Genomic DNA, 24,424 nt, shown 5'->3' with positions numbered 1-24,424 from the left:
TTATAACTTTTTGTAATTAGCCAATATTTCTAAATTAATTGCTGAAAGTTATTTACCCTTAAGACGAATGAATGACTTCATTGTGGACATTTGATTTATTTTGAGGTTTGTATGAGAATAATTAGTGCGGATGATTCAGAGAAAATAGAATTTTTTATGAAATAGTTATTATGTATGCTTTACCACCACAAGCTTCGATTGCTTTTGCTATTTCTTCAGCATTTTCCGGTGCATAAACAAACATACATCCGCCTCCACCAGAACCATTGATTTTCCCACCATAAGCTCCAGCATTAATTGCAGCTTTTAACATTTGATTAATTTTTGGTGTGGATATCTTCAATTTTTCATTTAAAATTTTTTGATGCTCAGTCATTAATAAGCCAAATCGTTTTTCATCAAAGTGTTTTGAATTGAGCAATTCCAAAGCGTCCTTTGTGATGTCTCGATTTATGACAGCCCCATGAAGTAGTTCTGTTTGAAGTTTTGATAGTATTGTTTTATGATTTTTAATTTCACTTAACGAACAATCTTCCAATTCAAAATCGCTATCAATTTTCTTTATTATATTTACCGCTTCCAAAACTCCAAGTTTTACACGATTTAAAATTCCGAGAGTATCCTTCGCTTCAAGGGAATCGCCTAAAACAAAAGTACCTAACTTCACCGGTAATTTCTGTAGGTTTGTTTTCTTTGCAAAATCCTGATACAAAACTCCCCCAACAGCACTGGCGTAATGATCCATCATCCCGCCTGGTTCACCAAATTCTTCAACCTCTGCTAAATATGCTAAACGGCCAATAAAAGCAGGATCAATAAACTCTGGTTTTTGAATGGAGTTGGCTTTAATTAAAAATCGTGTCCAGGCAACACATAAGGCAGAAGATGATGAAGTGCCTGAATTTATAGGTATGTTTCCCTGTACCGTGCAGTCCCAACCGTTTTCAAATCTCGCACCATTGCGAAGAAGTACATTGAATACACTACGAAAATAATCGCGTTTTTTTATGTATGAAAGCTGTTGATTCTTTTGCGGAATACTGAATTGTTCTGAACTTTTAATATCCGGTAAATAAATTTTAAAAAGATTATCATTTCGTAGCTTGCCTTGAATGCTTACTTTTAGATTTATTGCCGCTGTAATTGTGGGCAAACCCAAATAATCCTGGTGTTCACCAAACAAACCAATTCGTCCCGGAGCAGCTACTTCAATCATTAATTTGCCCGATTGATTTCATTTGACTTTCAGCAAATTCCAGATCAGCAGGAGTGTTTATACCAAATGAAGTTAGAAAGTCATTGCTGATTTCTGTCTCAACATCAAGCCCTTTTTTTACCAAGATTTTTATTACATCCGGCAAATAATATTCGGTTTGTACATTATTATTATCGATTTCAGCCAGGGCTTGTTTTAAACTTTGCCAATCAAAACAATAATGTGAAGAACTCACCTCACGAATTTTTTTCTCTTCGATGGTAGCGTCCTTTTCTTCAACAATGCGCAGAACCTTTCCATTTTTATCGCGGACAACCCTTCCCCATGGAAGCGGGTTTTTTGATACCGCCGTTAAAAAACAAACAGCTTTATTGCCGGTCTGCTGTTTTGTGAGTATTTGTTTAATGATTTTTGAATTGATAAAAGGAGCATCACCAACCATAATTAGCAAGCTGCCATTAAACTCTTTCAGCCAATCCGTTGCAGACATTACTGCATGCCCGGTTCCTAATTGCTGGCGCTGAACGATATAATCTACACGGTCATTAAGAACTTTGCGTACTTCTTCAATATTGTGGCTTCCAACTATAACTCCAATTCTCTCAATTGATGAAAACTCTAAAGCTTCCACAACATACTCAAGAATTGTTTTACCCAGAATTGTATGTAAAACCTTGCTTACAGACGAGTTCATCCTGGTTCCTTTGCCGGCAGCTAAAATAAGCGCGCGAGTTTTCTGTTTTTCCATCAAGCTCATCTAACCCGAAAATTTGCCCATAATTTTATCAGAAATACTGAAGAAAGTATCGAAACCACTGTTGTAATGGATGCGGCAAAAATATTGCCATACAACCAAAAACCGATTGCAAATAAACCATTGTAAATTACAAGCAACCCTAAAAATACACCTAACAAACTTGAAGGCATATCCCATTTCTCAGACAGTAATGCATCAACATCATGTCCTTCTTTGCGGCCAATTTCCAGAATCCTTTTCCAACAGGGACCACCCGGTGTTACTTTTTTGCAAAAGTTGAACAAAGTTTCTTGATCAGTCGGTTTGGAAAATAATGTAACAGTAACCCATCCAATTGTTGTAATTGCTACTCCAATCACCAGGCGCTGCCATTCAATTATTTCCGGTAAACCTAATTCCGGGTGAACAATCTCGAAATATATTGCAACCAAAAATGATATAACCATCGCCGCTATTTCACTGGCCGCATTGATTCGCCACCAAAACCAGCGTAATAAAAACAGCAACCCGGTTCCGGCTCCAATTTGGAGCAAAATATGAAAAGCCTGCAAAGCATTACTAAGAAATAAAGCAAGAATTGCTGCTAAAATCATTAAAACAAGAATCGTAAGTCGCCCGGCCAAAACCTGTTCCTTTTCACTCGGATCTTGTTTAACAAATCTTTTATAAAAATCGTTTACAACGTAAGACGCACCCCAGTTTAAGTGGGTAGAAATCGTTGACATTACGGCCGCAATTAAAGACGCAACTACAATTCCCAAAATTCCTGCAGGCAGGTAAGTTAACATCGCCGAATAAGCTAAATCATTTTTCAAAATACCGGCATCAATGTTTGGAAAAGCTTTTCCCAAAGAATCTAAATCCGGAAAAACCACAAGTGAGGCAAGGGCAACTAAAATCCAAGGCCATGGCCGCAAAGCGTAATGTGCAAGATTAAAAAAGAGGGTAGCTCCCATTGCATTTTTTTCATCTTTTGCTGCCAGCATTCTTTGGGCAACATAGCCACCGCCACCAGGCTCGGCTCCGGGATACCATACACTCCACCATTGAACGGCAATAGGAATTATCAATACTGTCATTAATAAGTTTGTATCAGAGAAGTCCGGCAAAAGGGAAATTTTACCTTGTACAAGCGGATTGGCAAGCAGGTTTTCAATCCCGCCAACTTCCGGTAAATTTACAACGATATATGCTGCATACACGGCACCGATCATCGCAATCGAAAATTGAATAAAATCTGTTATAAGCACGCCGCGTAAACCACCAAGCATGCTGTAAACCACCGTTATTAGCGATGCCCAAAAAATTGTCTGGAAAGGGGTTAACCCCAGCATTACACCGCCAATTTTTATAGCTGCCAAAAGTACAGTAGCCATAATCACTACATTAAAAAATATGCCTAAGTAGAGTGCCCGAAAACCTCGTAAAAATGCAGCAGCCTTTCCACTATAACGGAGCTCATAAAACTCGACATCTGTCAACACTTCCGATCTGCGCCAAAGCTTTGCATATATAAAAACTGTGACCATGCCGGTTAGTAAAAATGCCCACCACATCCAGTTGCCGGAAACTCCGTGCTGGCGTACAAGATCTGTCACCAGGTTTGGTGTATCTGCAGAAAAGGTTGTAGCAACCATTGAAACACCCAGCAACCACCATGGCATACTTCGCCCTGAAGCAAAAAACTCTTCTGTGTTGGATCCGGCTCTTTTGGCCACACTAAGACCAATACCCAATGAAATAGCAAAAAAACCAATAATTGAAACCCAGTCAATCAATTGAAGCGTCATAATGTTTTCCTTTGGAATAATAAATTCCGGTTTCAATTTCCACGTTAATTTTAAGGTTCTATAATAGGCAGCTTTTCCCTTGTTTTCCATAACCCTCTTGTAAAGTCCGGGAAATCTACCGGCTTGCTTTTGTTTGCTACCGAAATTTCTGTCAATTCAGAAACACAGCTTTGCGCGGCTGCATCATATACATCCATATCTGTTGGCGTTCCTGTTTGCAAAGCCCGAATTAAACGATAATCTTCTATAAAATCCATGCCGCCATGTCCTGCCCAGGAAGCATCCTTCCCAACTTTTTTCCAAAGCGGGTGCTCATACTCTTCATAATATGAATCGAGCTCTTCCCATCTGTGAGCGGGGCTTTTCCCTTCAATATGAATACGGTGCGGCCAACCTTCCGCAATTCCTTTAGTGCCCTGCATTGTAAATTTTCTGCTATATGGGCGAGGCAGATTCGTATCATGATACAGGGTTATTGTTAAGCCTTTTACAGTTTTGATTAAGCTAATATTTACATCCCCCAAGGCATATTTTTGTTTTGAATATTCATGATCTGCGCCAAGTTCTTTATTGGCATACAAGCCAAGCCCTCGTGAATTACTGCTCATTGACACCAAGTAATCAAACTGGTCTCCGCGATTAATATCCATACATTGCGCAACCGGACCCAGGCCGTGCGTTGGATAAAGATTTCCATTTCTGTCAATTGAATGTTTTACACGCCAATCTCCTTCGTATAAACCGCCCAACTTGTATTTTCGTAAATCATGCAAATATCCGCATTCTGCATTAATCAATTCTCCAAAAAGACCTTTCCGGGTCATGTTAAATATTAACATTTCCATACGATTATAATTGCAATTTTCCATCATTACACAATGCTTCTGATATTTCTCTGCCGTTTCAACCATCTCCCAGCATTCATCAATTGTTACTGCGGCAGGTACTTCCGTAGCAGCGTGTTTACCATTTTTCATCGCTGCTATCATTACCGGAACATGCCAATTCCAAGGTGTCGCCGTGAAAACTAAATCCAAATCTTCTGTTTCACACATTCGTTTAAAATCATGTTCGTCTTTGGAATATCCCATTGGTTTTGGATGTCCTTTTTCCACAACCAGCTTTTGCATCTTTTCAACTTTTTCCGGAATTATATCACAAATTGCTTTAATCTCTACACCCTCAATATTTAGAAAATTATGAACATGGCCGGATCCCTGCATTCCAACACCAACAAATCCAATTTTCACAACAGGAATCGGATCAATTTTTGGCAACCCTGGCTTTGTTGCAATTGCATACTTTTTAGGCGAGCAGCTATTAATCGCTACACCTGCAAGGCCTACACCGACACCAAGAGAAACTGTCTTTTTTATAAAATCTCTACGACTTTGATCTAAAGTAATTTCTGCTTTATTGTCATCCATTTTCTTGTCCTTTGTTTTGATCATATGGGTTGGAAAAATGAAAATATAATTAAAGTAAACTTCTTTAGCCAGCGAGCAACGAATGTAACGTTGGTAAAATAAAGTAAAATTTATTGAGAAAAGCTTTTGAAAGTGGGAAGGGAAAGCTATCGAAAAATACATTTCCTCAACAAATTGAATTCATTTTAAAGATAAACAGGTTTCATTGTTTTAAAAATGGTTTCAAGATCTGAGTGTTTGGCTTTCCAGTTTAATAGTTTCAGTGCTTTATCAGAACTTGCAACTAATTCAGCAGGATCACCAGGACGGCGCCCGGTAATTTCGAAATCAAGCTTTATACCAACAACTTTTTCTGCAGATTTTATTACATCAAAAACCGAATTACCATTACCTGTTCCCAAATTGACAGTTAGATTTTCGTCTTTTTCACAAATGTATTTCATGGCTGAAATATGAGCAGTTGCCAAATCATTTACATGGATATAATCCCGGATACAAGTACCATCTTTTGTATCATAATCATCGCCAAATACCAGCATATTTTTACGCATACCGCAGGCAACTTCCATTACTATTGGTGAAAGGTTGGCAGGATTTTTTTCCTTGCCACGAATCTTTCCACTGATATCATATCCCGTGGCATTGAAATATCTCAAGGCGCTGTAGCGAATGTTTTTGAGCCGGCTGTACCAGGCCAGGTTTTGTTCAATACACAGTTTTGTATAGCCATAATAATTTGTCGGATCCAGCGGATGTTTCTCATCAATAGGCAAATATTGAGGATTACCATACACTGCAGCCGATGATGAAAAAACAATATGTTTTGTATTATTTGCAAGCATGGTATTAAGAAGATTGATGGTTCCGGAAATATTATTCTTTGCATATTTTGCAGGGTCGGCCATTGATTCGCCAGCTGCTTTCCAGGCAGCAAAATGAAAGACAACATCAATACCTTTGGCAAATGCCTTTTTCAAGTCACCATCACTTATAATATCTCCTTTAATTACTTCTGCAACACGTGTATCAATATTCTCTTGCAAACCAAGTGAAAAATTATCAAACACCGTTACCGAAAAACCCTCATCACACAATTGCTGAACGATATGACTGCCTATATAACCAGCGCCGCCTGTAACCAAAACATTTTTGATATTACTCATAGTTAATTTTCCAAGTCACTTAAAAAAACTGTTCCAAATGCGCGGATACTCAAAGCCATTACCTTGTTCTCTCCAAAAACTTTTTTTATTAATTGCCGGTATTCTTCAATTGACTTATTTGGCAAAAAGACTTGCATAGTCCCTGCAAAACCTCCACCGTGAACCCTGCACGCTCCTTCACCAATTTTGGAAATAAACTTTTCAGTAATTGCCAGAAACAGGGAGACGCCTTGGTCATGAACATTTTTTGCTGAGTAAATATTTTGTAACCACTTGAATGAAGAATTACCTGACTCTTTTACCAGATTCAAGAACTCTTGAAAGTTTCCCGTTTTTAAGGCCCTAACCTGATCCCAGACACGTTCACTTTCAGCTAAGAAATGTGTTGCACGTAGAAGCGCCCGATCACCAATCTGATTTCGTAAAGATTTTATTTCTGTTATTAATTCTTCGTACTCAATTTCACGGCAAACAGTACTGTCTAATGCCTCCGCTACTGATTTCATTTCTTTTGGAATATTAGCATAGTCGTCAGTTAGGTCGGCATGACTGCTTCCTGTATCAACAACCAGCAAACTGTATTGTCGGGCATCAAAATCAAAATCGATTTTATCAACAATTGGGTTTTCCGGATCTTTAAAATCTATGGAAATAATCCCACCAACAGCGCATGCCATTTGATCCATCAATCCACAAGGTTTTCCAAAATATTCGTTTTCAGCATACTGCCCAATTTTTGCCAGTTCTTCCGGGGAAATAGTATTTTCATTATACAAGGCATTGAATATTGTTCCAATCAGTATTTCTACCGAGGCCGATGAACTGAGTCCCGATCCTGGTAAAACATCACTGGTCATGAAGGCATTGAAACCGCCAACTTCATATCGCAACTGCTTAAAGCGTGCTGCAATTCCCCTAATCAATGCAAAAGTTGTTTCCTTTTCTTCCTGAATAATTTTTAGTTGTGATAAATCAACAATAAAAGGATCATCAAATCCTTCTGAATACAAAATAACTTTGTTTTCATTGTTTTTTGTAACAGCAGCAATTGAGTCAAGATTAATACTTGCCGCCAGCACTCTGCCATTATTATGATCAGTATGATTACCGCTAATCTCTGTTCTACCCGGAGTACTGAAATAATGGAGTTCATTATCACCAAACTTCTGTTTAAAAATATCCGCGAGATGTCTATAACGTTTTTGCTGGTTTTTAAGAATTATATCATTCTTGCCATATATTTTAAGTAAGGCTTTATCTAAAACATTCATAATTCACTTATCTAATATTTTTTTATTCTTTAAAACAAGAACATTGTTGCCTGACTTCATGGCCACATTCAGAAGATAAACTGCAGTTTTTACATAAGGACATTTCCCAGGCCTGACGAAACCATGCTCCATTCTGAAGGATCCATGATATAATATATTCCTGACCAGGGTCTTTTGTTATTGAGCAGCCCTCGCACCATTTATCAATCTCGATCTTCTTTTTTTGGGCTAATATATATTGTTTCATTTCTTTCTTCCACATAAGCTAAACCAATTGTATTCCATATTTTGCTTCAAAATGCTGGTCTTGTTCAAGTACGATTAATCCCTCTTTATTATTAAAAGCATTAACATTGCTGGTCACTGGTTCAATTGCGATAGAATTACGATGAGGAGGAATATAAATTTGTAAATAATTATATTTGTCCGGACCTGTTTCTTGCCATAATCGAATTGTAGCTTCTGATCCTGGATTATATAATTCTGTAGACAGGATTTGTTCTCCGCTTTGAACAGAAAAACATGAATCAAATTCACTCAAACCAATAGGGCTCAATTTATGAAAATTTTTATAATCAATTCTTTCACCTGTAGGAACCATCTGTTCATTAATAATTATTTTTTGATCTACGGGCAATTTTAACCACAAATCATCAACCTTTGAGTGAAAAGTGAAAAAAGGATGAAAACCATCCCCAAAAGGCATACGACTGTCACCTGTATTTTTAACCATTGTACTGCAAGTAAAACCATCTTTTTCCGAAAGGGAGTAAATAATTTTCGCTTTAAAAGGGAAAGGATATCCGGTAATATTTCCAGAATAGTCATAAACTAATTCTACCTTTGCCCTGGATTCTGATTCTTCAACATTTTCTATCGTAAACTCTTTATCAAAAAGAAATCCATGAAGAGCATTATTTAAACCTTTCTCATTACAGGCGAGTTGAAAAACACTTCCCTCAAACTCATATTTTCCATCAGCCACGCGATTTGGAAAAGGAATCAATCTTGCGCCTTTATAAATTTTATCTCCAACTATTTCTTTCTTTGAAGGATTTCCATCTAATAAACTATATAGTTTCGATTTTTTAGAAAGTACAAGTTCATTCAGGCTGCTACCAAATCCCGGCAGGATAGTAATCTGCTCACCGTTTTTGTCGTTTAAAAGCCTTAGTTGCTCTAAACTATTTCTATTAAATTGTATTAATTTTATCATTTGAAATGGATTTTGAGTAGGACTGACTTTGTAATTAATCTATTCAGCAAATTATAACAAACAACATTTTATTGTCAACTCTTGAAACAGGTTAAAAATAGCACTTTTTCTTAAACATTTAATCATCTGGTAATTTTATCTTAATAGAGTCAAAGTGATAAGTATCTTTCTATCGAATTAGTCCAAAAGCATTGATAAAAATATCTCACGACCTGTTTCTGACCTTGACCGGTATGTATTAAAGGTGACCCGACCATTTGCTTCATCAAAATTTAACTTAATTCCCCAAAGAGGTTTTGTACTTGTTGGTACCATTGCATAGCGAATATCGCCCAGTACATCAGAGTGTTCCGGGTGCCAAACCAGATAGCCATCAGAGAATAGTTCAAAGCGCCGAATGTCACGATATGTCGTCATGCTTTCATTAAGTTTGGGGAGATCTTGTTTGATATCAAAGGCAGGGAGACTATCACCGCGAAAAATTTTACCTTCACCCGGCAGACTCACTCGCACCGCATCAACATAATACAATCCATCTGCCCGATAAATCGAACGCCATAGCAGCAGGTTTCCAATAGTTGGTTTCACTACCAATCGCTCTGCTATATGGCCGCGTTGTTGGGCCAGGGAATTAGCCATTGTTTCAGCACGATCATGTTGAATTGCTCCCAGTGATAAATAAGCGGCGGCAAAAAGTAGGCCTATCCTTCCGGCAAGCGGTTTACATTTTAAAACACCAAAAGCAATTACCGCTATTAATGCTAAAGAGAACGCAGGATCGAAAATGGATATGATGCTCCAAGCAACTCGATCATTGTTAAATGGCCAGAGCAAATGAGTACCGTAACTGGTGCAGGCATCCAGAATTCCGGCAGTAGCATATCCCAGAAGTGAAAAAAAATAGATGCGTTTAGGAGATAGTTTCTTTTTAAAAAACGGCCAAAGCAATAATGAAGCAAGTAGAGCCCCAAAAGGAATAAACATAAAAGAATGAGTGAAGTGGCGGTGATACTCTAAAAACAAAAGCGGATCTTCTATGGATTGAATTAAGGCATCGGCATCAGCCAGTAAGGGAGAGATAAATCCAACTATTGAAGCCAATCGCACTTCATCAGATCTGGCTCCGGCTTGTGCAACTGTTGCACCCAGCAGACCTTGGGTAACTATATCCATAATTATATTTTATTCTTTTTTTAAATGGCTCAACAGTACTAAAAATATTATTTAAGCTGAGTTTCGGCTTGCGTTAATATTTCCATATAATGATCGTTGAACTATTTTTTCGTACTTATTTTTATGCTCGGAGTCTTGTTCAATTTTTTGTAAGGCAAATTGCTGAATTACTAATAATGGCAAAACAATTTGTTCTCTAATCTCGATTGAACTTTTTGAAACCGGTTCTTCTTCCATCAAAACATCATAACCGGAGATGAGAAGAGTCATTTCTTTTGATAGTTTATACTCATTAAATAATATGTTCCAGAAATCTTTAAATTCTTTATTTTTAGCAATGTAGCCGGTTAATTCAAAATAACATTTCGATAAAGCCATCATGCTGTTATGAATTAATGCTTTAAAGAACGGAACTTCCTTAAACAGATTCTTCAATTCATTGGTTTTGCCATCATTTACAAGTGATTGAATTGCTGTTCCAATGCCAAAATAACCGGGAACATTTTGCTTTAATTGGCTCCATGAACCTACAAACGGAATTGCTCTCAAATCCTTCAATTCCAGTTTTCCTTTGTTTCCTCTTTTGGTCGGCCTGCTACCAATATTAGCTTCGCTGTAATATTTTAGAGTACTTTTATTCTCCAAATATGGTATAAACATTTTGTGGTTTTTAAGGGCATTATATTTTTCAAAACTTAACCGGGCAAGCTCCTCAATTATTTCTCTTGAGCTCTCAGAAATAGTGTTTCCGTTTTCAAATAAGCTATTGGATAATCCGGCAGTTAGCAGTTGCTCCCAGTTATGGATAAAATGTTGTTTAGTTCCATACTTACTTGTAATCGTTTGTCCTTGAATGGTTAATTGAATTGCATGGTTGGCAATTTTTTGACTTTGTGATGCATAGAAACCGTGCGTTTTACCACCACCACGTGCAGGTGGTCCACCACGACCATCAAAAAATATTGCCTTGATATCATATTGATCACAAAGTTCAGATAAAATCTCCTTTGTTTTAAAAATGGACCAATTTGCATGTAGATATCCTCCATCCTTTGTTCCATCGGAAAAACCAAGCATGACGGTTTGAATATTTTTTCGATGTCTAATATGGGATCGGTACTCAGGGATTTCAAAGAGTTCTTTCATGATTAATTCGGAATTTGCCATGCCATCCATTGACTCAAACAGAGGAATAATATCAATATTTATTTTAGTTTTTTTCCAGCAACACCACCTTAAAAGACAATAGACAAATAAAACAGAAAAAATATCTTCAGCATTACTAATTATATATCTGTTGCAACCTTCTTCCCCATTTTTTCCCTGGATATTTTTCTGCTCTATAATTGTGCGAATAGTATCTTTTACTATATCGTCATCAAATTTATCAATGTTTATTTGAATCTCATGATTCAGAAGAATTGAAATTAATTCATCTCTTTTCAGTTCATCCAAATTATTTTTGATCAGTTTTTCTTTTTTAAGAATCGCCTCGACTGTTTGTTTATGCACGCTGTGGTTTTGCCTGATATCGAGTACTGCAAAATGCGTTCTGAATATTTTTACTTTGTCGATAAGATTCTCCAACTCCTCGAGGTACAAACTGTTATAATTATTTACAAGGAACTTTTTTATACTATTGAGCGGATTTATAATCTCTTCAAATTTTATTGCTTTTGCCGGATCGAACATGGTTTTGTATAGCTTTGTTCTCAACTTTATTATAATTTCTTCTACTTTCCTGAAGGTCAGTTTTTGCCCTAAATTTTTAATGTCCTGGTAATAGCATTTCATCAAAGTCATGCGTAATTCATCAGCAACATCCTTTGTTATTTCTGACGTAACAAAAGGATTGCCATCCCGGTCTCCACCCGGCCAAAATCCCAACTGAATAATATTTGGATTATCAAAAGTAGGGTTTTGCACGCTCTTTTTGATATAAGAATATAGCTCCGTTACAGCACCATAATAAACATTTTGCAGGAAGTAGATAATATTTTTTGCTTCATCAAATGGTGTCGGTTTTTTCGAATTAATTAAGGATGTCAATCCAAGCTGCTGCAATGTAAGATCAATTTCATTGATATCATTTTTTTCAATTAGCAGCCGCAGCCTGGCTATGATATCCAATACTGAAGGAGGGTAAAACTGTGTTGGATGAGCTGTAAATACGATACGTGTACTAAATGATGACAGTTTTTCTAATATATTTTCCCCATCTTTTTTACTGCCCAATAGATAAATATAATCTTTGAGTGATAAATGATTATTCAAAGTTAGAAGTTTGCTAAATGCCGAATCTTCAACACTATCATAAAGCACAACTTGTCGTTCAACATATTGAATAACCCGAAACATAAAATCGATTATTTCTTCTTCCAGTTTTATATCTGTGTGATTACTGAAAAATGAATTCAGGATTTCAAGCGGCTCTTTTCCTGACTCAAGCCCCTGCTTGCACACATGGTGCATTAGAGGGAGAAGCATTCCTATGTTGCTGATTTTCCTATAAGGAAGATTTAGAAATAAACTGTTGTAAACATTGAACTTATTCTTTACTAATTTTTCAAACTCTTTTGCTATCTTTGGGTTATTCATAACTGATTACTATTTGTTTTTGATTGAAATTAACTTTTATACTTACAAGATGCTGTTTTCATAAAGCTCCGATATTCGCAATTATGGATGTAATAATCAATTTACTTGTTTATCAGTTTAAAATATTTATTTAATGCTTCCATAAAAAAATAATCCCCTGCCGGATAGGATTCATCCATACCCCAACCTTTATGATGATGGTAAATAGCATGAATCAATAATCCTTGTTCGGTATCGCGATTACTGCTTTTAAATGTATAGTTTTCAAGTAGGCTTTGAGTTATCTTTTTAGCATAATTTCTATATTTGTCAGACAGCAGACCATTTGATAATTCTGCTAAATCAAAAAGCCCGCTTGCCAAAACTGCCCCCGCTGAAGCATCCTTTAACACATCTTCCCCGGCAAGATCAAGATCCCAAAAAGGAACATTGTCTTCCGGCAATTTATTGATGTAATAGTCTGCCATTTTTTGGGCAGTTTCCAAAAACACAGAATCCTGAGTTCGCTTAAAACTGTTTGTAAAACCATAAACTCCCCAGGCTTGTCCACGCGCCCAGGTCGATTCATCACCAAATCCCTGATGAGTTCTTTTCTTTAAAACCTCTCCTGTTTCAGGATCAAATTCTATTACATGATATGATGAATAATCTTTTCTAATCGCCGCTTTCAAAGTTGTTTGGGCATGGCTTAGGGCAACATCGTAATATTTCTGGTCACCACTTACTTCATACGTCCAGAACAGAAGTTCAAGATTCATCATCGTATCAATTATTATCCAGCCGGCTTTTTTTTCTGAGCCAAGCTTTCCCCAAGCACGAATAAAATTGCCGTTTGTATTAAATCTTTTATAAAGCATTTCAGCTGCCAATAACGCAGCTTTTTTGTATTTTTCTTCCCCGGTTTCATTATATGCTCTAACACAGGTTGGCAAAAAGATAAATCCCATGTCATGCGTATAGTCAATGCCCGCATAGTTTAGAAGGCTATCTGCGTGGATTAAAGCCCTTCTCTTTAGCTCTTCATCTTTTGTTAGCTCATACATCAAAAACAGTTCACCGCCTGTAAATCCGGAAAACCAATTTACTTTTTTGCGAAATTTCCATTTTCCTTCAACAGTATATTCCGGCCAACGGCCATCAATTATATCATCTTTTTTTATAAGCTGATCCTTAATCTGTTCTATTTGGTTATTACGATTTTTTTGTAATGAACAGGACCAGATTATAGAAAGTAAAACAAAAGTTAATAGTATTCTCATGTTGTCTTATCCGTTAATAATTTGCCATTGAAACAAGGTTAGTCATCAACAAAAACGGATCATAAGATGAACTTAGTTTGCTAAGCTCCCGTTGATGTCGTTTACTTTTATACAAATCAAGATAGGGTTCATCCGGAAATTCTTTTCCCGCCAAATAAAGAAATATAGGTTCTTTCTTTGATAGTTTTACAATTTGTTGATTCGTCCACTTTTCAGGATTTTGCAAATAGGGTATCATATAGTCGATTGTTTTTTTTACACTACCGCCTTTCGCGTTTTCAAACTGCCATAAATTGGAACCTTCCGACTGAACATTTCTGATAAACAAAGAATAAGCGTCAAGATTAAAACACATATAACTAAGAGAACGGGTCCGCTTTTCCTCTTCAGGCATAGATCCATTGCCCTCAATCTGATTCGGTATCACATCCTCTTTTACATAATCTGCAACCGTTCTTAGCAAATCTTCATTTCCGGTTAATCGGCTGTATGCGGCTACCTGAGCACACCACCAGGTTGTATGATTGTTGCCTTGTTTTTTTTCATCTAAACCGTTTTTAGATGTGTTAAGCCATTCAAGATAATCTTTGAACCAGGAAACAATTTCTTTTTTATGATCAACCGGCCATTGACCTGTGTAATCGAGTAAATAGAAAGCCTCAACTAATTTCGTCCAGCGATGTGTGTCGATAATTCCCACACCACGTCCCGGGCTTTTGTTGGGAATAGCCTGTGCATAATTCAAATTAGGATTCATTCGTTTTTCAGGATTAATAAACCAGACTTCTAAAATGTTAAGCGCATGCGAAATATATTTAGGTTCATCAAAAAGATATCCGGCTAAAACCAAGACAAATGTACTTTGATAAACTCTGTTTAAAGACGACTTGTGCCCCATAAACCGGTTTGGATTTCTAACCCCGTCTTTACGAATAAATGGTGCGTCAGGATTATCAGGATTTGGCCACCAGTATGGACTTTCACTATAATAATCCTGCGGGTCCTTGCTGATGGATGGACTTTTATAATCTGTGACACTCCACGGGCCTTTTTTGAGAAAGACGTTTGCGAATTGTTGGAGTTCCTCAAGATAAGGTTTTAGCTGAGGATTGGATTTTTCAACTTCAGATTTAAGTTTTTCAATCTCCGATTCTTCAAAGTACAAAAACGCCTGTTTCTGATTTTCTCCTGCAAATAACTTAATAGAAAACAAAAGCGTAATGATTATCATCTTCAAATAAAATAGGTTTTTCATTGTTATCCTTAATTTTGAACGGTTAGTGAAATGACTATATAATCCCCTTTAAAATCCTGAGTTCGGGCTTCAATGATCGCACGCTTATTATTCTCCGGGATAAATTCTATAGCTGCTCTACCACTGGCAAACTCAATTACATCACTTTTGGTTGGAGTTCCATAATATTTTAGCAATTCTCCTCCTCCATTCAGATCAAAATAAACCCTTTTATTATATGAAGGAACCAATGCTCCTTTTTTATCCACCACTTTGGCTTTTATAAGAATGTTGCCATTTTCCAACGATTGTTTTGTTAGATTGATTCGCTCAGCTTTAGCCGGGAGTTTTGTATGGTATGTGAAATTTAGAGTATCGGCCGTAACAACTTTACCACTTGAATAGCCAACTGCAACTAATCGGTTTTTACCTTCTTTGAAACCAACACTCCAACTTAATCCGCTTGCCGGAAATTTTGATATATCTTTTTCTTTTACTCCCGTATCAACTCCGTTTACAATAAGTTTAACTTTTTTACAATTACTAAAAACATTAACCGGAAGTTTTTGCCCTTCTTTGCCATACCTATCTAGCCAGGTTTTTGATTCGATATAACAAAATTTGGAACTTGTATTCCAATAGCTTTTAAAAACATAATAGGCATCTTTTGGGTTTCCTGCCCGATCTACCAAACCTTTTTGATTGATGTAAGGGATTGCATTTTCAGGACGAAGCGGTGTTCCAAAATCTTTAAAAGCCCATTGGGCACTTCCCGGAAACCAATCAAGTTGCTCACTCACCATCAAATGCCAATCAAACAAATCGACAATATAACTTTCACTCCAATCACCCTCGCTTGATATTTTTTTAATATTGATCATGTTGGGTTTTTCATCCCACTCGTTCTCTTTTACCAAACCTTCTCCAGTTATTGGGTTTTCAGTATGACGTCCAACATGGCTCGATCCACCATATTCAGCATGGATAAGTCCTTTATATTTTTTACGTGCTTTCTCCAACGCTTGCTTATAAGTTTTATAAACGCCAGAGTACCAACCTGCCCAGATAGATGGAGAAAAAACATCGGTTATATCAGCGCCATCATAATATTTTCGCATTGTTGTTAAACGGTAAGGATCAAGCTTGTGGGCAAGATCATTTAGCTGAGAAACCATAGTCTTCAAAGAATCAGGATTATCACCACCTGGAAAATCAGGCTGCCAATAAAGTTCATTGCCAACTGACCATAAAATTATACTTGGGTGATTATAATTTTGCAGAATCTGTTCTTCAAATAATTTAGTTGTATTTTTTTTCCATTCGGTACCTCCCATACCGCCACGACACCAGGGAAGTTCATCCCAAACGAGCAAGCCAAGTTCATCACAGGCACGATATATTTCCGGGTCTTGCGGGTAATGAGCCAGCCTTACAAAATTGGCACCAATTTCTTTTATTTGCTCAATATCTTTGCGATGCAGCTTATCCGGCATCGCGTTTCCATAACCAGCATGTTCTTCATGTCGGTGCGTTCCACGTAAAAGAAGTCTTTCACCGTTCAAATAAAATGGGCCATGCTCCTTAAATTCAAACCAACGATATCCAAATCGCTCATTCAATGTGTCTTCTTTTTCCCCTGACATCTTAACTTTAAGTTCATATAGATTTGGATTATCTGGTGACCAAAGTTGCGGATTTTTTGTTGGTTCAAATTCAACCTCAAAAGTATTAATTCCAGTGCCAAGTTCTCTATCAATATTTTTGGAAGTTACAATTTTTCCGTTGGGATCGATCAGGTCAACCTTTAAATCAACTTTGGTTTTTTGCACATTACTGTTTTGGACCGCAATTATTGCAGTTGTTGTAGCACGTTTTTTAATTACTTCAGGCATTTCTACTCTAACCCGATCAATAAAAATTTTAGGCAAAACCTGTAGCCAAACATCGCGGGTAATCCCCCCGAAAATAAAAAAATCCGATTTTTGTGATGGAATGATATTTGGATTTATTGAATTATCCGCTTTGACAAGCAACTCATTTGTTTGTCCTATTTTTAAAAACGGAGTGATGTCAATCGTAAAGCCAACATAGCCGCCAATATGTTCGTCTGCTTTTTGGCCGTTTACAAAAACTTCACAACTGATATTTACACCTTCAAAATAAAGCCGCAATATTTTGTTTTTCGCATCTTTTGGAATTTTTATTTCTTTCTTGTACCAGCTGGCATCACGGCGGTAACCGGGATTATTATCTGTTGCATCAAATTGATTCCAGGTATGAGGTAGGTTGATTTTTTGCCAATCTGTAAATTCTGTTAATTCATTTAACGAGCAATTTTCTTCCAGGTATTGCCAACCTTCATTTAAAAGAAAGATCTGGCGACTTCCTGTTGTCTCCACATTTTCAGAATAATTTTGACGAAGCTTATAATAAGGTTCATCCGATGCTGTTAATAGTGTAGCAAAACAAACAATTAAAAATAGTAGTAGTTTTTTCATTATATTATTTCACCCATAAAATTGGTTGACGAATTGGATAGTTGCGAATGATCTCCTGATCTTTTGGATCTGGATTGAGGGTTTTCCATAAATCCAGGTAAGCCTGGTTATTATAAACTATTCCTGCAAAAAGTAATGAAGGATGCCTGACAGGCCATTTATCAAAATACATCACATCTTTTTGAAATGGCCAGCTTGATTTGTCAGCGATGTAAGGGAACATAAACTGCATAGCTTTTTGTATACCGCGCCCATCTGCTAATTTGAAATTCCACAAATCATTTTTATCAGAAGCAAGCATACAAACCATGGCCATCGCATCGAGATTAAAAAGCATATATCCGTATGGCTTGGTCCTTTTTATTTCTTTTGGAAAACTTCCATCCAAAGCCATCTGATCGGGAACAAGTACATCCTTAAACATTGTTCGGACATAATCCATTTGCTGATTATTACCTGTTAATTTGGCAAAAGCGGCCACCTGCATTGCCCAGCATGTGCTGTGATTATTTCCATTATCCCGTTCTTTGTGACCATATGGATGCGTTGTAATCCACTCCAAATATTCTTTAAACCATTGTTTTATTGCTAATAATTGGTCTGGCTTAAAAAATGAAATTTTTTCAAGAAAGAGAATTGCCTGAACAACTTCTACAAGGTGAATAGTATCAATAATGCCAATACCACGGCCAGTAACTTTTCCTTTAATAGCCTGCGCATAAAGCAAGTTAGGATTCATTCGTGTTTTTTCATTTACAAACCAAGCCAACAAATGCGTTAAAGCAGAATCTGCGTATTTTCTATCATCCGTTATTTTATATGCTGCAACAAGACTTGGTACAATTAAGCTCAAGCGTCTCATCGCTTTGCGATGGGCCGTAAAATTTTCAGGGTTTGTCATACCATCTTTTCGGATGTATGGACCGTTCGGATCTTGGGGATTTGGCCACCAATAATCGCCTTCTGAATAATAATCGTGGTTACCACCAACACTTCGATCGCTATGCTCTGCAGTAACTGTAATAGCTTTCTCATTTAAATACATATTTGCTGAACTAATTATTCGAGCGCTGTCGATTGATGCGATATCATCAAAGCTGGTTGAAATATTTTGAGAATAAGAAAAGGAAATAAACAGAAAGAGATAAAGAATATAATAGGGTTTAAAGATCATTAGCTTTCCACCATCTTTACTAAGAAGTTTGTCTAAGTGAATCAAATTATTTGAGGAGAACTAGCATTTGACCCGTTGCTGTTACCAAGAAAACAGCCTCCAATTATACCTGGTAACAGCCAGATCAGATATTATCTTAATAGCATCATCTTGCGTGTGTAACTAAATTCCCCGGCTACAATTTTATAATAATATATTCCGCTCGGAAAATTGTCAGCATTCCATTTTACGCTATAATTTCCTGCATTTTGTTTTGCGGAAACCAAAGTCTTCACCTGTTGACCTAGAATATTATAAACAGCTAAATTCACATCTACCGCTAATCCGGAATTGTTGCCAACATGGTACTTAATTTCTGTTGACGGATTAAATGGATTTGGGAAATTTTGATCCAATTTAAAGTCTTTCATGTTAGCAGTCGTTATATCAGGATCAATAGAATCAATAATACGTAAACGTTGATCTAGTTGGGCATAATATATGGATCGTGGCTTTAGATCGGGAATGTTGTTTCCTTCAATATAGCCTTCAGGCTCATCGAACGATGAATACGGTTTATCACCTCGGATTTGTTTCCCAAAACATCCAATTGCATAATTTTGTGCTGTCGGTGCCTTTTGTACAATCAGATATCCATCATTCACATCACAATTCCATGCCACAGAATGTGCAACTGCCCAGCCATGACTTGTCCCGTAATATCCGCGATTATATAGACCAAGCAGACGTTTATTTAATCCCAGGCGTGGTCCGTCCAGTTCTTTTAAGTTATCGAACAAAAGTGCCTGGCTCCATCTTCTATGCCCTTCGCTGCTGGTGTAAGCGCCTTCGGATGTACAATCTACAAATACAATCCCAGATGTTGTACTTTTCCCATTAGACCCATAATGATGACGCCCATTACTTGCTCTGCAGTTTTTAAATATTATTAATTGTGATGAAGCGCTGACATTAAAGTTATACATATTGCCGCCTTCGATCGTAGCAACCGGATCTAGCGCTTGACAATTTTCCACCGTAACGCGTGTTGCCGATTTGGTGCGAACTCCCGATAAACCAAAATGTAAAAAGGTACAGTTTTTAATCCAGGCATCTTCAATATTAAAAAGATCAATTGCATTCCAAGCATGGTTTTCATCCGGAACACCATTTGTTTGAATATCTATTCTCAGGTTTTCAATACCGATATTTGTTAGTAAGTTTTGCCGTGAATATTTATAAATTACACTCTGTGCCAGATTTTTTATCAGGTGATTATAGACAGGTGCATCAACAGTAATCTTATTACCATTGATTGCTGTAATGTATCGGTTATATCTGATGGGCAAACTACCTTGTTCCCAGGGAATATCTACGCCAGGCTCAGCACCTGCTTCATCGGAATGCGTGCCGCCATAATCGATCGCCTCCAGCCATTCTGCTGTACAAGGGTGCTCAATTATAATGTTGTCTCCAACCTCATACCAAAATGTGCTGCTTACTGTGAAAGATTTTTCACCCACAAAAACAGTATCATCAATAATATTTTTAAACGTCCCGGAAACAAATTCACTCCAACCGGAATCATAACCACCCCCGGCAATAATAACGGAACGCTTAGCTGGTAAATTGCCGGTAGCCCACAGAATTGTATTAGATGTACTGTCTTCACCGTCATCCATACCGCGCAAAATAACACCATCAAATTGGAGATTAATTATTCCTTGTACTTCATAAACTCCAGCCTCAAGTAACAATGCGCCTCTAAAACCATTTTCATCTTTTGGGTTTAAAGCAACTTCAAACAAAGCATTTTCGATATGGATTGTATTATCACCGTCTATTGGCTGAATGGTTTTAACAACTGGGATTTCAGGAATAGGCTGTTCTCCATTTCGATAGCCTGCATAGCTAAAATCCGGAATGCGATTACCTTCTGAATCTTTTATATAAACAAGTTTTTCACCTTCATCGAAATAGACAATATCCGACTGCCAACCGGACTGTGCATAAACTTCAAATAATAATACTATTAGAAGAAATAATAGCTTTGTCATTTCAGCAAAACCATCTTTCTTATTAAAACATTATTACCAGATTGGATTTTATAAAAATATACCCCTGATGCATATTTTTCTGCATTAAAGGTTATGGTATGATGACCCGTTTCAATCCAGTTATCATATAGAGTTTCTATCAGCTGGCCAGCCATATTATAGACAGAAATATTTACATCTGCGGCTTTTGGAATAGCGAAACTTATTTTTGTTTGAGGATTAAAAGGATTTGGAAAATTCTGATGTAATGCAAATACTTTAGGTGTATTTAGATTATCTTCGATTGATACTAAAGTAGAATCTTCAGCACCCCATATTTCGAATTCAATTAAACTATTCAGGCTATTTACATTATTCATGTGGCCTGTATATCGAATGTACTTACCGGTGGCATCTTCAAGATCAAATCTTTCATAACCATTTGTTTCGCCACTGCTCTCAACATTTTCCAATTCGGACTTCCATTCAAGTCCATCATTAGATGTTTCAATGTCGAATGTGTATTTCTGCGCGTTACCGTTGTAAAAAACAATTTTTAAAAATGAAATTCTGATAACTTCGGGTAAAACATAATATATCCATTCACCATCTCCATCAGCTGCCCATCGTGTATCTAAATCTCCGTCGATTGTATTTGCACCCCATGAATTACCTTCATAAGAGCTGGTAAAAACATTGAAAAAGTTAAGAGTAAACTTACTTACATTTCCGGCAAGAGTATCCACTCGCACAATAATGGTTTCGGATGATGTGGTTACAAATTCATTATCAAAAGCTTTTGCATAAACATTGTAATCACCGGCAGAAACGCTGTTCCACACATAGGTATAAGGTTGAGCAAATGCTTCTCCCAGCTTGGCATCATTGGCATAGAACTCAACTTTAACTATCTCACCATCTAAGTCCAGTGCGTTGGCTGACAATTCAATTGTATCGCCGGATTCATGAGATGAGCCCGATTCCGGACTGATCATTTTTACAATAGGCGGGATATTGTCATGCTCTGAGTAATTGCCTTTATACATATTCCCTTCAGGGTGCCTGGTATTATTTCCAACATAAGCAGATCCGCTACTTACATCCACAATATAGGCATTAGCATCATCCAGATAGACTTCATTGCCAATAAATGCATTATCAAGCCCCCATCCAATTGCACGCTGGTGAACCTGAAAAGCATCCGTAATAATTGGATTGTTACTTCGATAGGCAATATTATCTCTAATAATTGAATAGTTACCTTTGGCATCGATAAAACTATCTGAATAATTTGCTCCTGTAATTCCTTCTCCATAAAAAACACAATTTCTAACTACGTTTCCGGTAGAGCCTTCTTTTATATCTACAGACTCCGCTCGAACATTCGGACCAATCATGCTATATTCAACTATATTGTAGTCACTCTCTTTTACAAAGTCATCCCATTTACCAACATCCGATCCAAAATAAACACCCTCACCAAAATCAGGTGTATACAAACCCGTTTCTGTTATTGTGCAATTGCTAATTAAATTATATGAGCTGCCATCTCTAATATGGATGGCTTCTTCACCAATACTATCAACCTCTGTATTAAATATTTCGGTATGATTGGAATGATCAAGCATAATTCCTTTTTTACCTTCTCTCAATACCAATCCCTGAACATTCCAATAATCGCCGGTTATATAGAGTATATATTTACTGCTAATAGATTCACCCTTTAAAACAGGTTTATTGCTTAGGTTTGCACCTAATATGTAAATTGGGTTTTCCGCTGTTCCACTATTGCCACCAAAAAAATGCGCTTGGGAATTGCCACTTGTAGAGGTAGATCCTACATAAACTCCCGGGTCAATTACAATTTTATCCCCAGGTTGTGCAGTCTTCATAGCATCCTGAATTTGAACTGCAGTTGAACAACGAATTTCATTACCAACAGGACCTACATCCAAGGAGGTTAAAGGTCTATATTTAACAATATCACCGGAGTATTCATCCGCCCCAACATCATATGTGGATCTCATTTGCCCATCAATATCAAATAAATAGTCATCAAGTCCTGAAACAAATTCTGAGCTATCTATAAGCGGACTGGTGGAATTAAGATGGAACACGCTATAAGAGTCAATTGAAAAATCCGGATCAAGCCATTTATAATCAGAGGTATCAATATCTCCGGCACCACCATCACCAAATAACACATTTCCTAAATAGGCCAATCCATCCGGTTCTTTCTGAATATTTACAGCCTTCTCTACATCACTCACAACAAGGTTATTTGCAATTGTTAAATTTTTGGGTGGATAACTATCTGATCCAAAAACACCAATGTCGATATTTTTACCCAGGTTATAGGCCAATGTATTGTATGCAACTAAACAATTTTCTGGGCGATCGTAGGTATTTTCTCCATTTGCCAAATCATCCTGCGAACCACCACCAATTGCGATTGCTCCTCTCGCGCTTGAAGAAGATCCAATCAGATTTAAATTATCATTATTATAAAGGTAGTTACCAATAATTTTCTGATTGTCCCCGTAGAACCTTATACCACCCGATCCATTCATAATAAAGTTACTCTCAACCAAACAGCTATCACCATGGCGTAAAACGATGGAACCGTTGCATTCACTCAAAGTATTTCTGCGAACAGTAAAATTTGTCGACTTAACTGAAATTACTTCAACATCACCCTTACAGTTTTCAAACAAGTTATCTTCGATTACCGAATATGATGAATAATTCTGTCGATTACTATCACCAAAACGGATGGCTTCTCCACCATTACTTCCTGTAAAATAATGACCTTTAAAATGGTTGTGGTCAATCTGCACATATTGGGAAATACCATTACTTGGGCCATACACTACAATAAAACAACCTTCATCATACTTTGCTTCAAATTCATTATGATCAATTCTAATATTTTGTGAGGCATCGGTTACATATAGCCAATAGTTTTTCATCCCACTTTCCTGCATATCAAATACACAATTGGAAAGGCGAATATTTTCTGAAGCTTTTATTTCAAGGCCATCCCTTTCAACAACCGATGTTGCTATTTTAAAACCTGTAAGATGAATATAAGAGGAATTCTCTATTAGAAAACTTTCATTTCCTGTAATTACAGCATCAGTAACATCTTCTGAGCGTATTGTTATCAAGTTATCCTCTATACCATGAATATTATTAATTTTAATATCTGAATTTGTAGAATATGTGCCATTGGCAAGAATTATTTCATCACCTGGATTTGCACTATCAATTGCATCTTGTAATTCTGAAATTGAATTGACCGAAATTGATTCTCCCTGAACATAGACGAAAGAAAAAAAGAGAATAAACAGAAGTGTGTATGTTGTTTTCATTTTCTAAAACCTGAAGAATAACCTATTTCTTATGTTATTATTTTGCCCTACTTATAGTTAGTATCAAATGATACCTTAATGAATTTTGTGTATTTTAAACCAAAATCTAAGGAGGTATCATTATGGATCAAAACTTTACCAAAAGGCTTCATTCCAAGTCTGTTAAAAACGCTATTGTTAATAATATTTCTCATGATTTCAACCTTACACCGATACTGGCTGAAGCTTACTTTAACCAGATTAAAAACTATTTCTTAGAACA

The 24,424-nt window shown here is 36.8% G+C and carries 16 protein-coding genes; 1 reads left to right on the top strand and 15 read right to left on the bottom strand.

Features of this window, described 5'->3' with window-relative positions:
• Positions 1-154: 154 nt before the first annotated feature.
• From HND50_09390 to HND50_09320, 15 genes are all read right to left on the bottom strand, one after another.
• Positions 155-1,216, bottom strand: a complete 1,062-nt coding sequence (locus HND50_09390) for a GHMP kinase (protein ID NOG45434.1) — start codon at positions 1,214-1,216, stop codon at positions 155-157.
• Entirely contained in the window at positions 1,209-1,964 is a 756-nt protein-coding gene (locus tag HND50_09385; GenBank protein ID NOG45433.1) for an NTP transferase domain-containing protein, read from the bottom strand. Before HND50_09385 ends, HND50_09390 begins: the two co-directional genes overlap by 8 nt.
• A 5-nt stretch (positions 1,965-1,969) precedes the next feature.
• On the bottom strand, positions 1,970-3,763 hold the full coding sequence (locus HND50_09380; GenBank protein ID NOG45432.1) for a Na+:solute symporter: 1,794 nt from the start codon (positions 3,761-3,763) through the stop codon (positions 1,970-1,972).
• Positions 3,764-3,813: 50 nt separating this feature from the next.
• Positions 3,814-5,190: a Gfo/Idh/MocA family oxidoreductase gene (locus tag HND50_09375; protein ID NOG45431.1), complete on the bottom strand. Its 1,377-nt coding sequence runs from the start codon at positions 5,188-5,190 to the stop codon at positions 3,814-3,816.
• 185 nt (positions 5,191-5,375) lie between these two features.
• Positions 5,376-6,353, bottom strand: a complete 978-nt coding sequence (galE, locus tag HND50_09370; GenBank protein ID NOG45430.1) for a UDP-glucose 4-epimerase GalE — start codon at positions 6,351-6,353, stop codon at positions 5,376-5,378.
• 2 nt (positions 6,354-6,355) lie between these two features.
• Positions 6,356-7,624: a galactokinase gene (locus tag HND50_09365; protein NOG45429.1), complete on the bottom strand. Its 1,269-nt coding sequence runs from the start codon at positions 7,622-7,624 to the stop codon at positions 6,356-6,358.
• A 265-nt stretch (positions 7,625-7,889) separates the two neighbouring features.
• Positions 7,890-8,840, bottom strand: a complete 951-nt coding sequence (locus HND50_09360) for a hypothetical protein (protein NOG45428.1) — start codon at positions 8,838-8,840, stop codon at positions 7,890-7,892.
• Between the two features lie 177 nt (positions 8,841-9,017).
• The gene (locus tag HND50_09355) at positions 9,018-10,013 is read right to left on the bottom strand and encodes a metal-dependent hydrolase (GenBank protein ID NOG45427.1); all 996 of its coding nucleotides are present in this window, start codon (positions 10,011-10,013) and stop codon (positions 9,018-9,020) included.
• A 51-nt stretch (positions 10,014-10,064) separates the two neighbouring features.
• Positions 10,065-12,611, bottom strand: coding sequence for a phosphoenolpyruvate carboxylase (locus HND50_09350; protein NOG45426.1), 2,547 nt, complete (start codon positions 12,609-12,611; stop codon positions 10,065-10,067).
• Positions 12,612-12,712: 101 nt separating this feature from the next.
• On the bottom strand, positions 12,713-13,870 hold the full coding sequence (locus HND50_09345; GenBank protein NOG45425.1) for a glucoronyl hydrolase: 1,158 nt from the start codon (positions 13,868-13,870) through the stop codon (positions 12,713-12,715).
• Positions 13,871-13,883: 13 nt separating this feature from the next.
• Positions 13,884-15,125 carry an alginate lyase family protein gene (locus HND50_09340; protein NOG45424.1) on the bottom strand — a complete coding sequence of 414 codons (1,242 nt, stop codon included), beginning with the start codon at positions 15,123-15,125 and terminating at the stop codon, positions 13,884-13,886.
• A gap of 8 nt (positions 15,126-15,133) precedes the next feature.
• Complete coding sequence (locus tag HND50_09335) at positions 15,134-17,602, bottom strand: DUF4982 domain-containing protein (protein ID NOG45423.1); 2,469 nt, start codon at positions 17,600-17,602, stop codon at positions 15,134-15,136.
• A 4-nt stretch (positions 17,603-17,606) separates the two neighbouring features.
• Complete coding sequence (locus HND50_09330; GenBank protein NOG45422.1) at positions 17,607-18,776, bottom strand: alginate lyase family protein; 1,170 nt, start codon at positions 18,774-18,776, stop codon at positions 17,607-17,609.
• 131 nt (positions 18,777-18,907) lie between these two features.
• The gene (locus tag HND50_09325; protein NOG45421.1) at positions 18,908-20,812 is read right to left on the bottom strand and encodes a T9SS type A sorting domain-containing protein; all 1,905 of its coding nucleotides are present in this window, start codon (positions 20,810-20,812) and stop codon (positions 18,908-18,910) included.
• Complete coding sequence (locus HND50_09320; protein NOG45420.1) at positions 20,809-24,162, bottom strand: T9SS type A sorting domain-containing protein; 3,354 nt, start codon at positions 24,160-24,162, stop codon at positions 20,809-20,811. The genes HND50_09325 and HND50_09320 overlap by 4 nt, the downstream gene beginning before the upstream one ends.
• A 122-nt stretch (positions 24,163-24,284) precedes the next feature.
• On the opposite strand from HND50_09320, the gene HND50_09315 reads away from it, so the two are divergent.
• Positions 24,285-24,424: hypothetical protein (locus HND50_09315; GenBank protein NOG45419.1), on the top strand; the 140-nt coding region annotated here is incomplete at its 3' end.

This window comes from Calditrichota bacterium (assembly GCA_013112635.1).
GTDB lineage: Bacteria > Calditrichota > Calditrichia > Calditrichales > J004 > JABFGF01.
The sequence above is the reverse complement of the archived record's forward strand: the minus strand, read 5'-3'. Positions and strand labels throughout refer to the sequence as shown.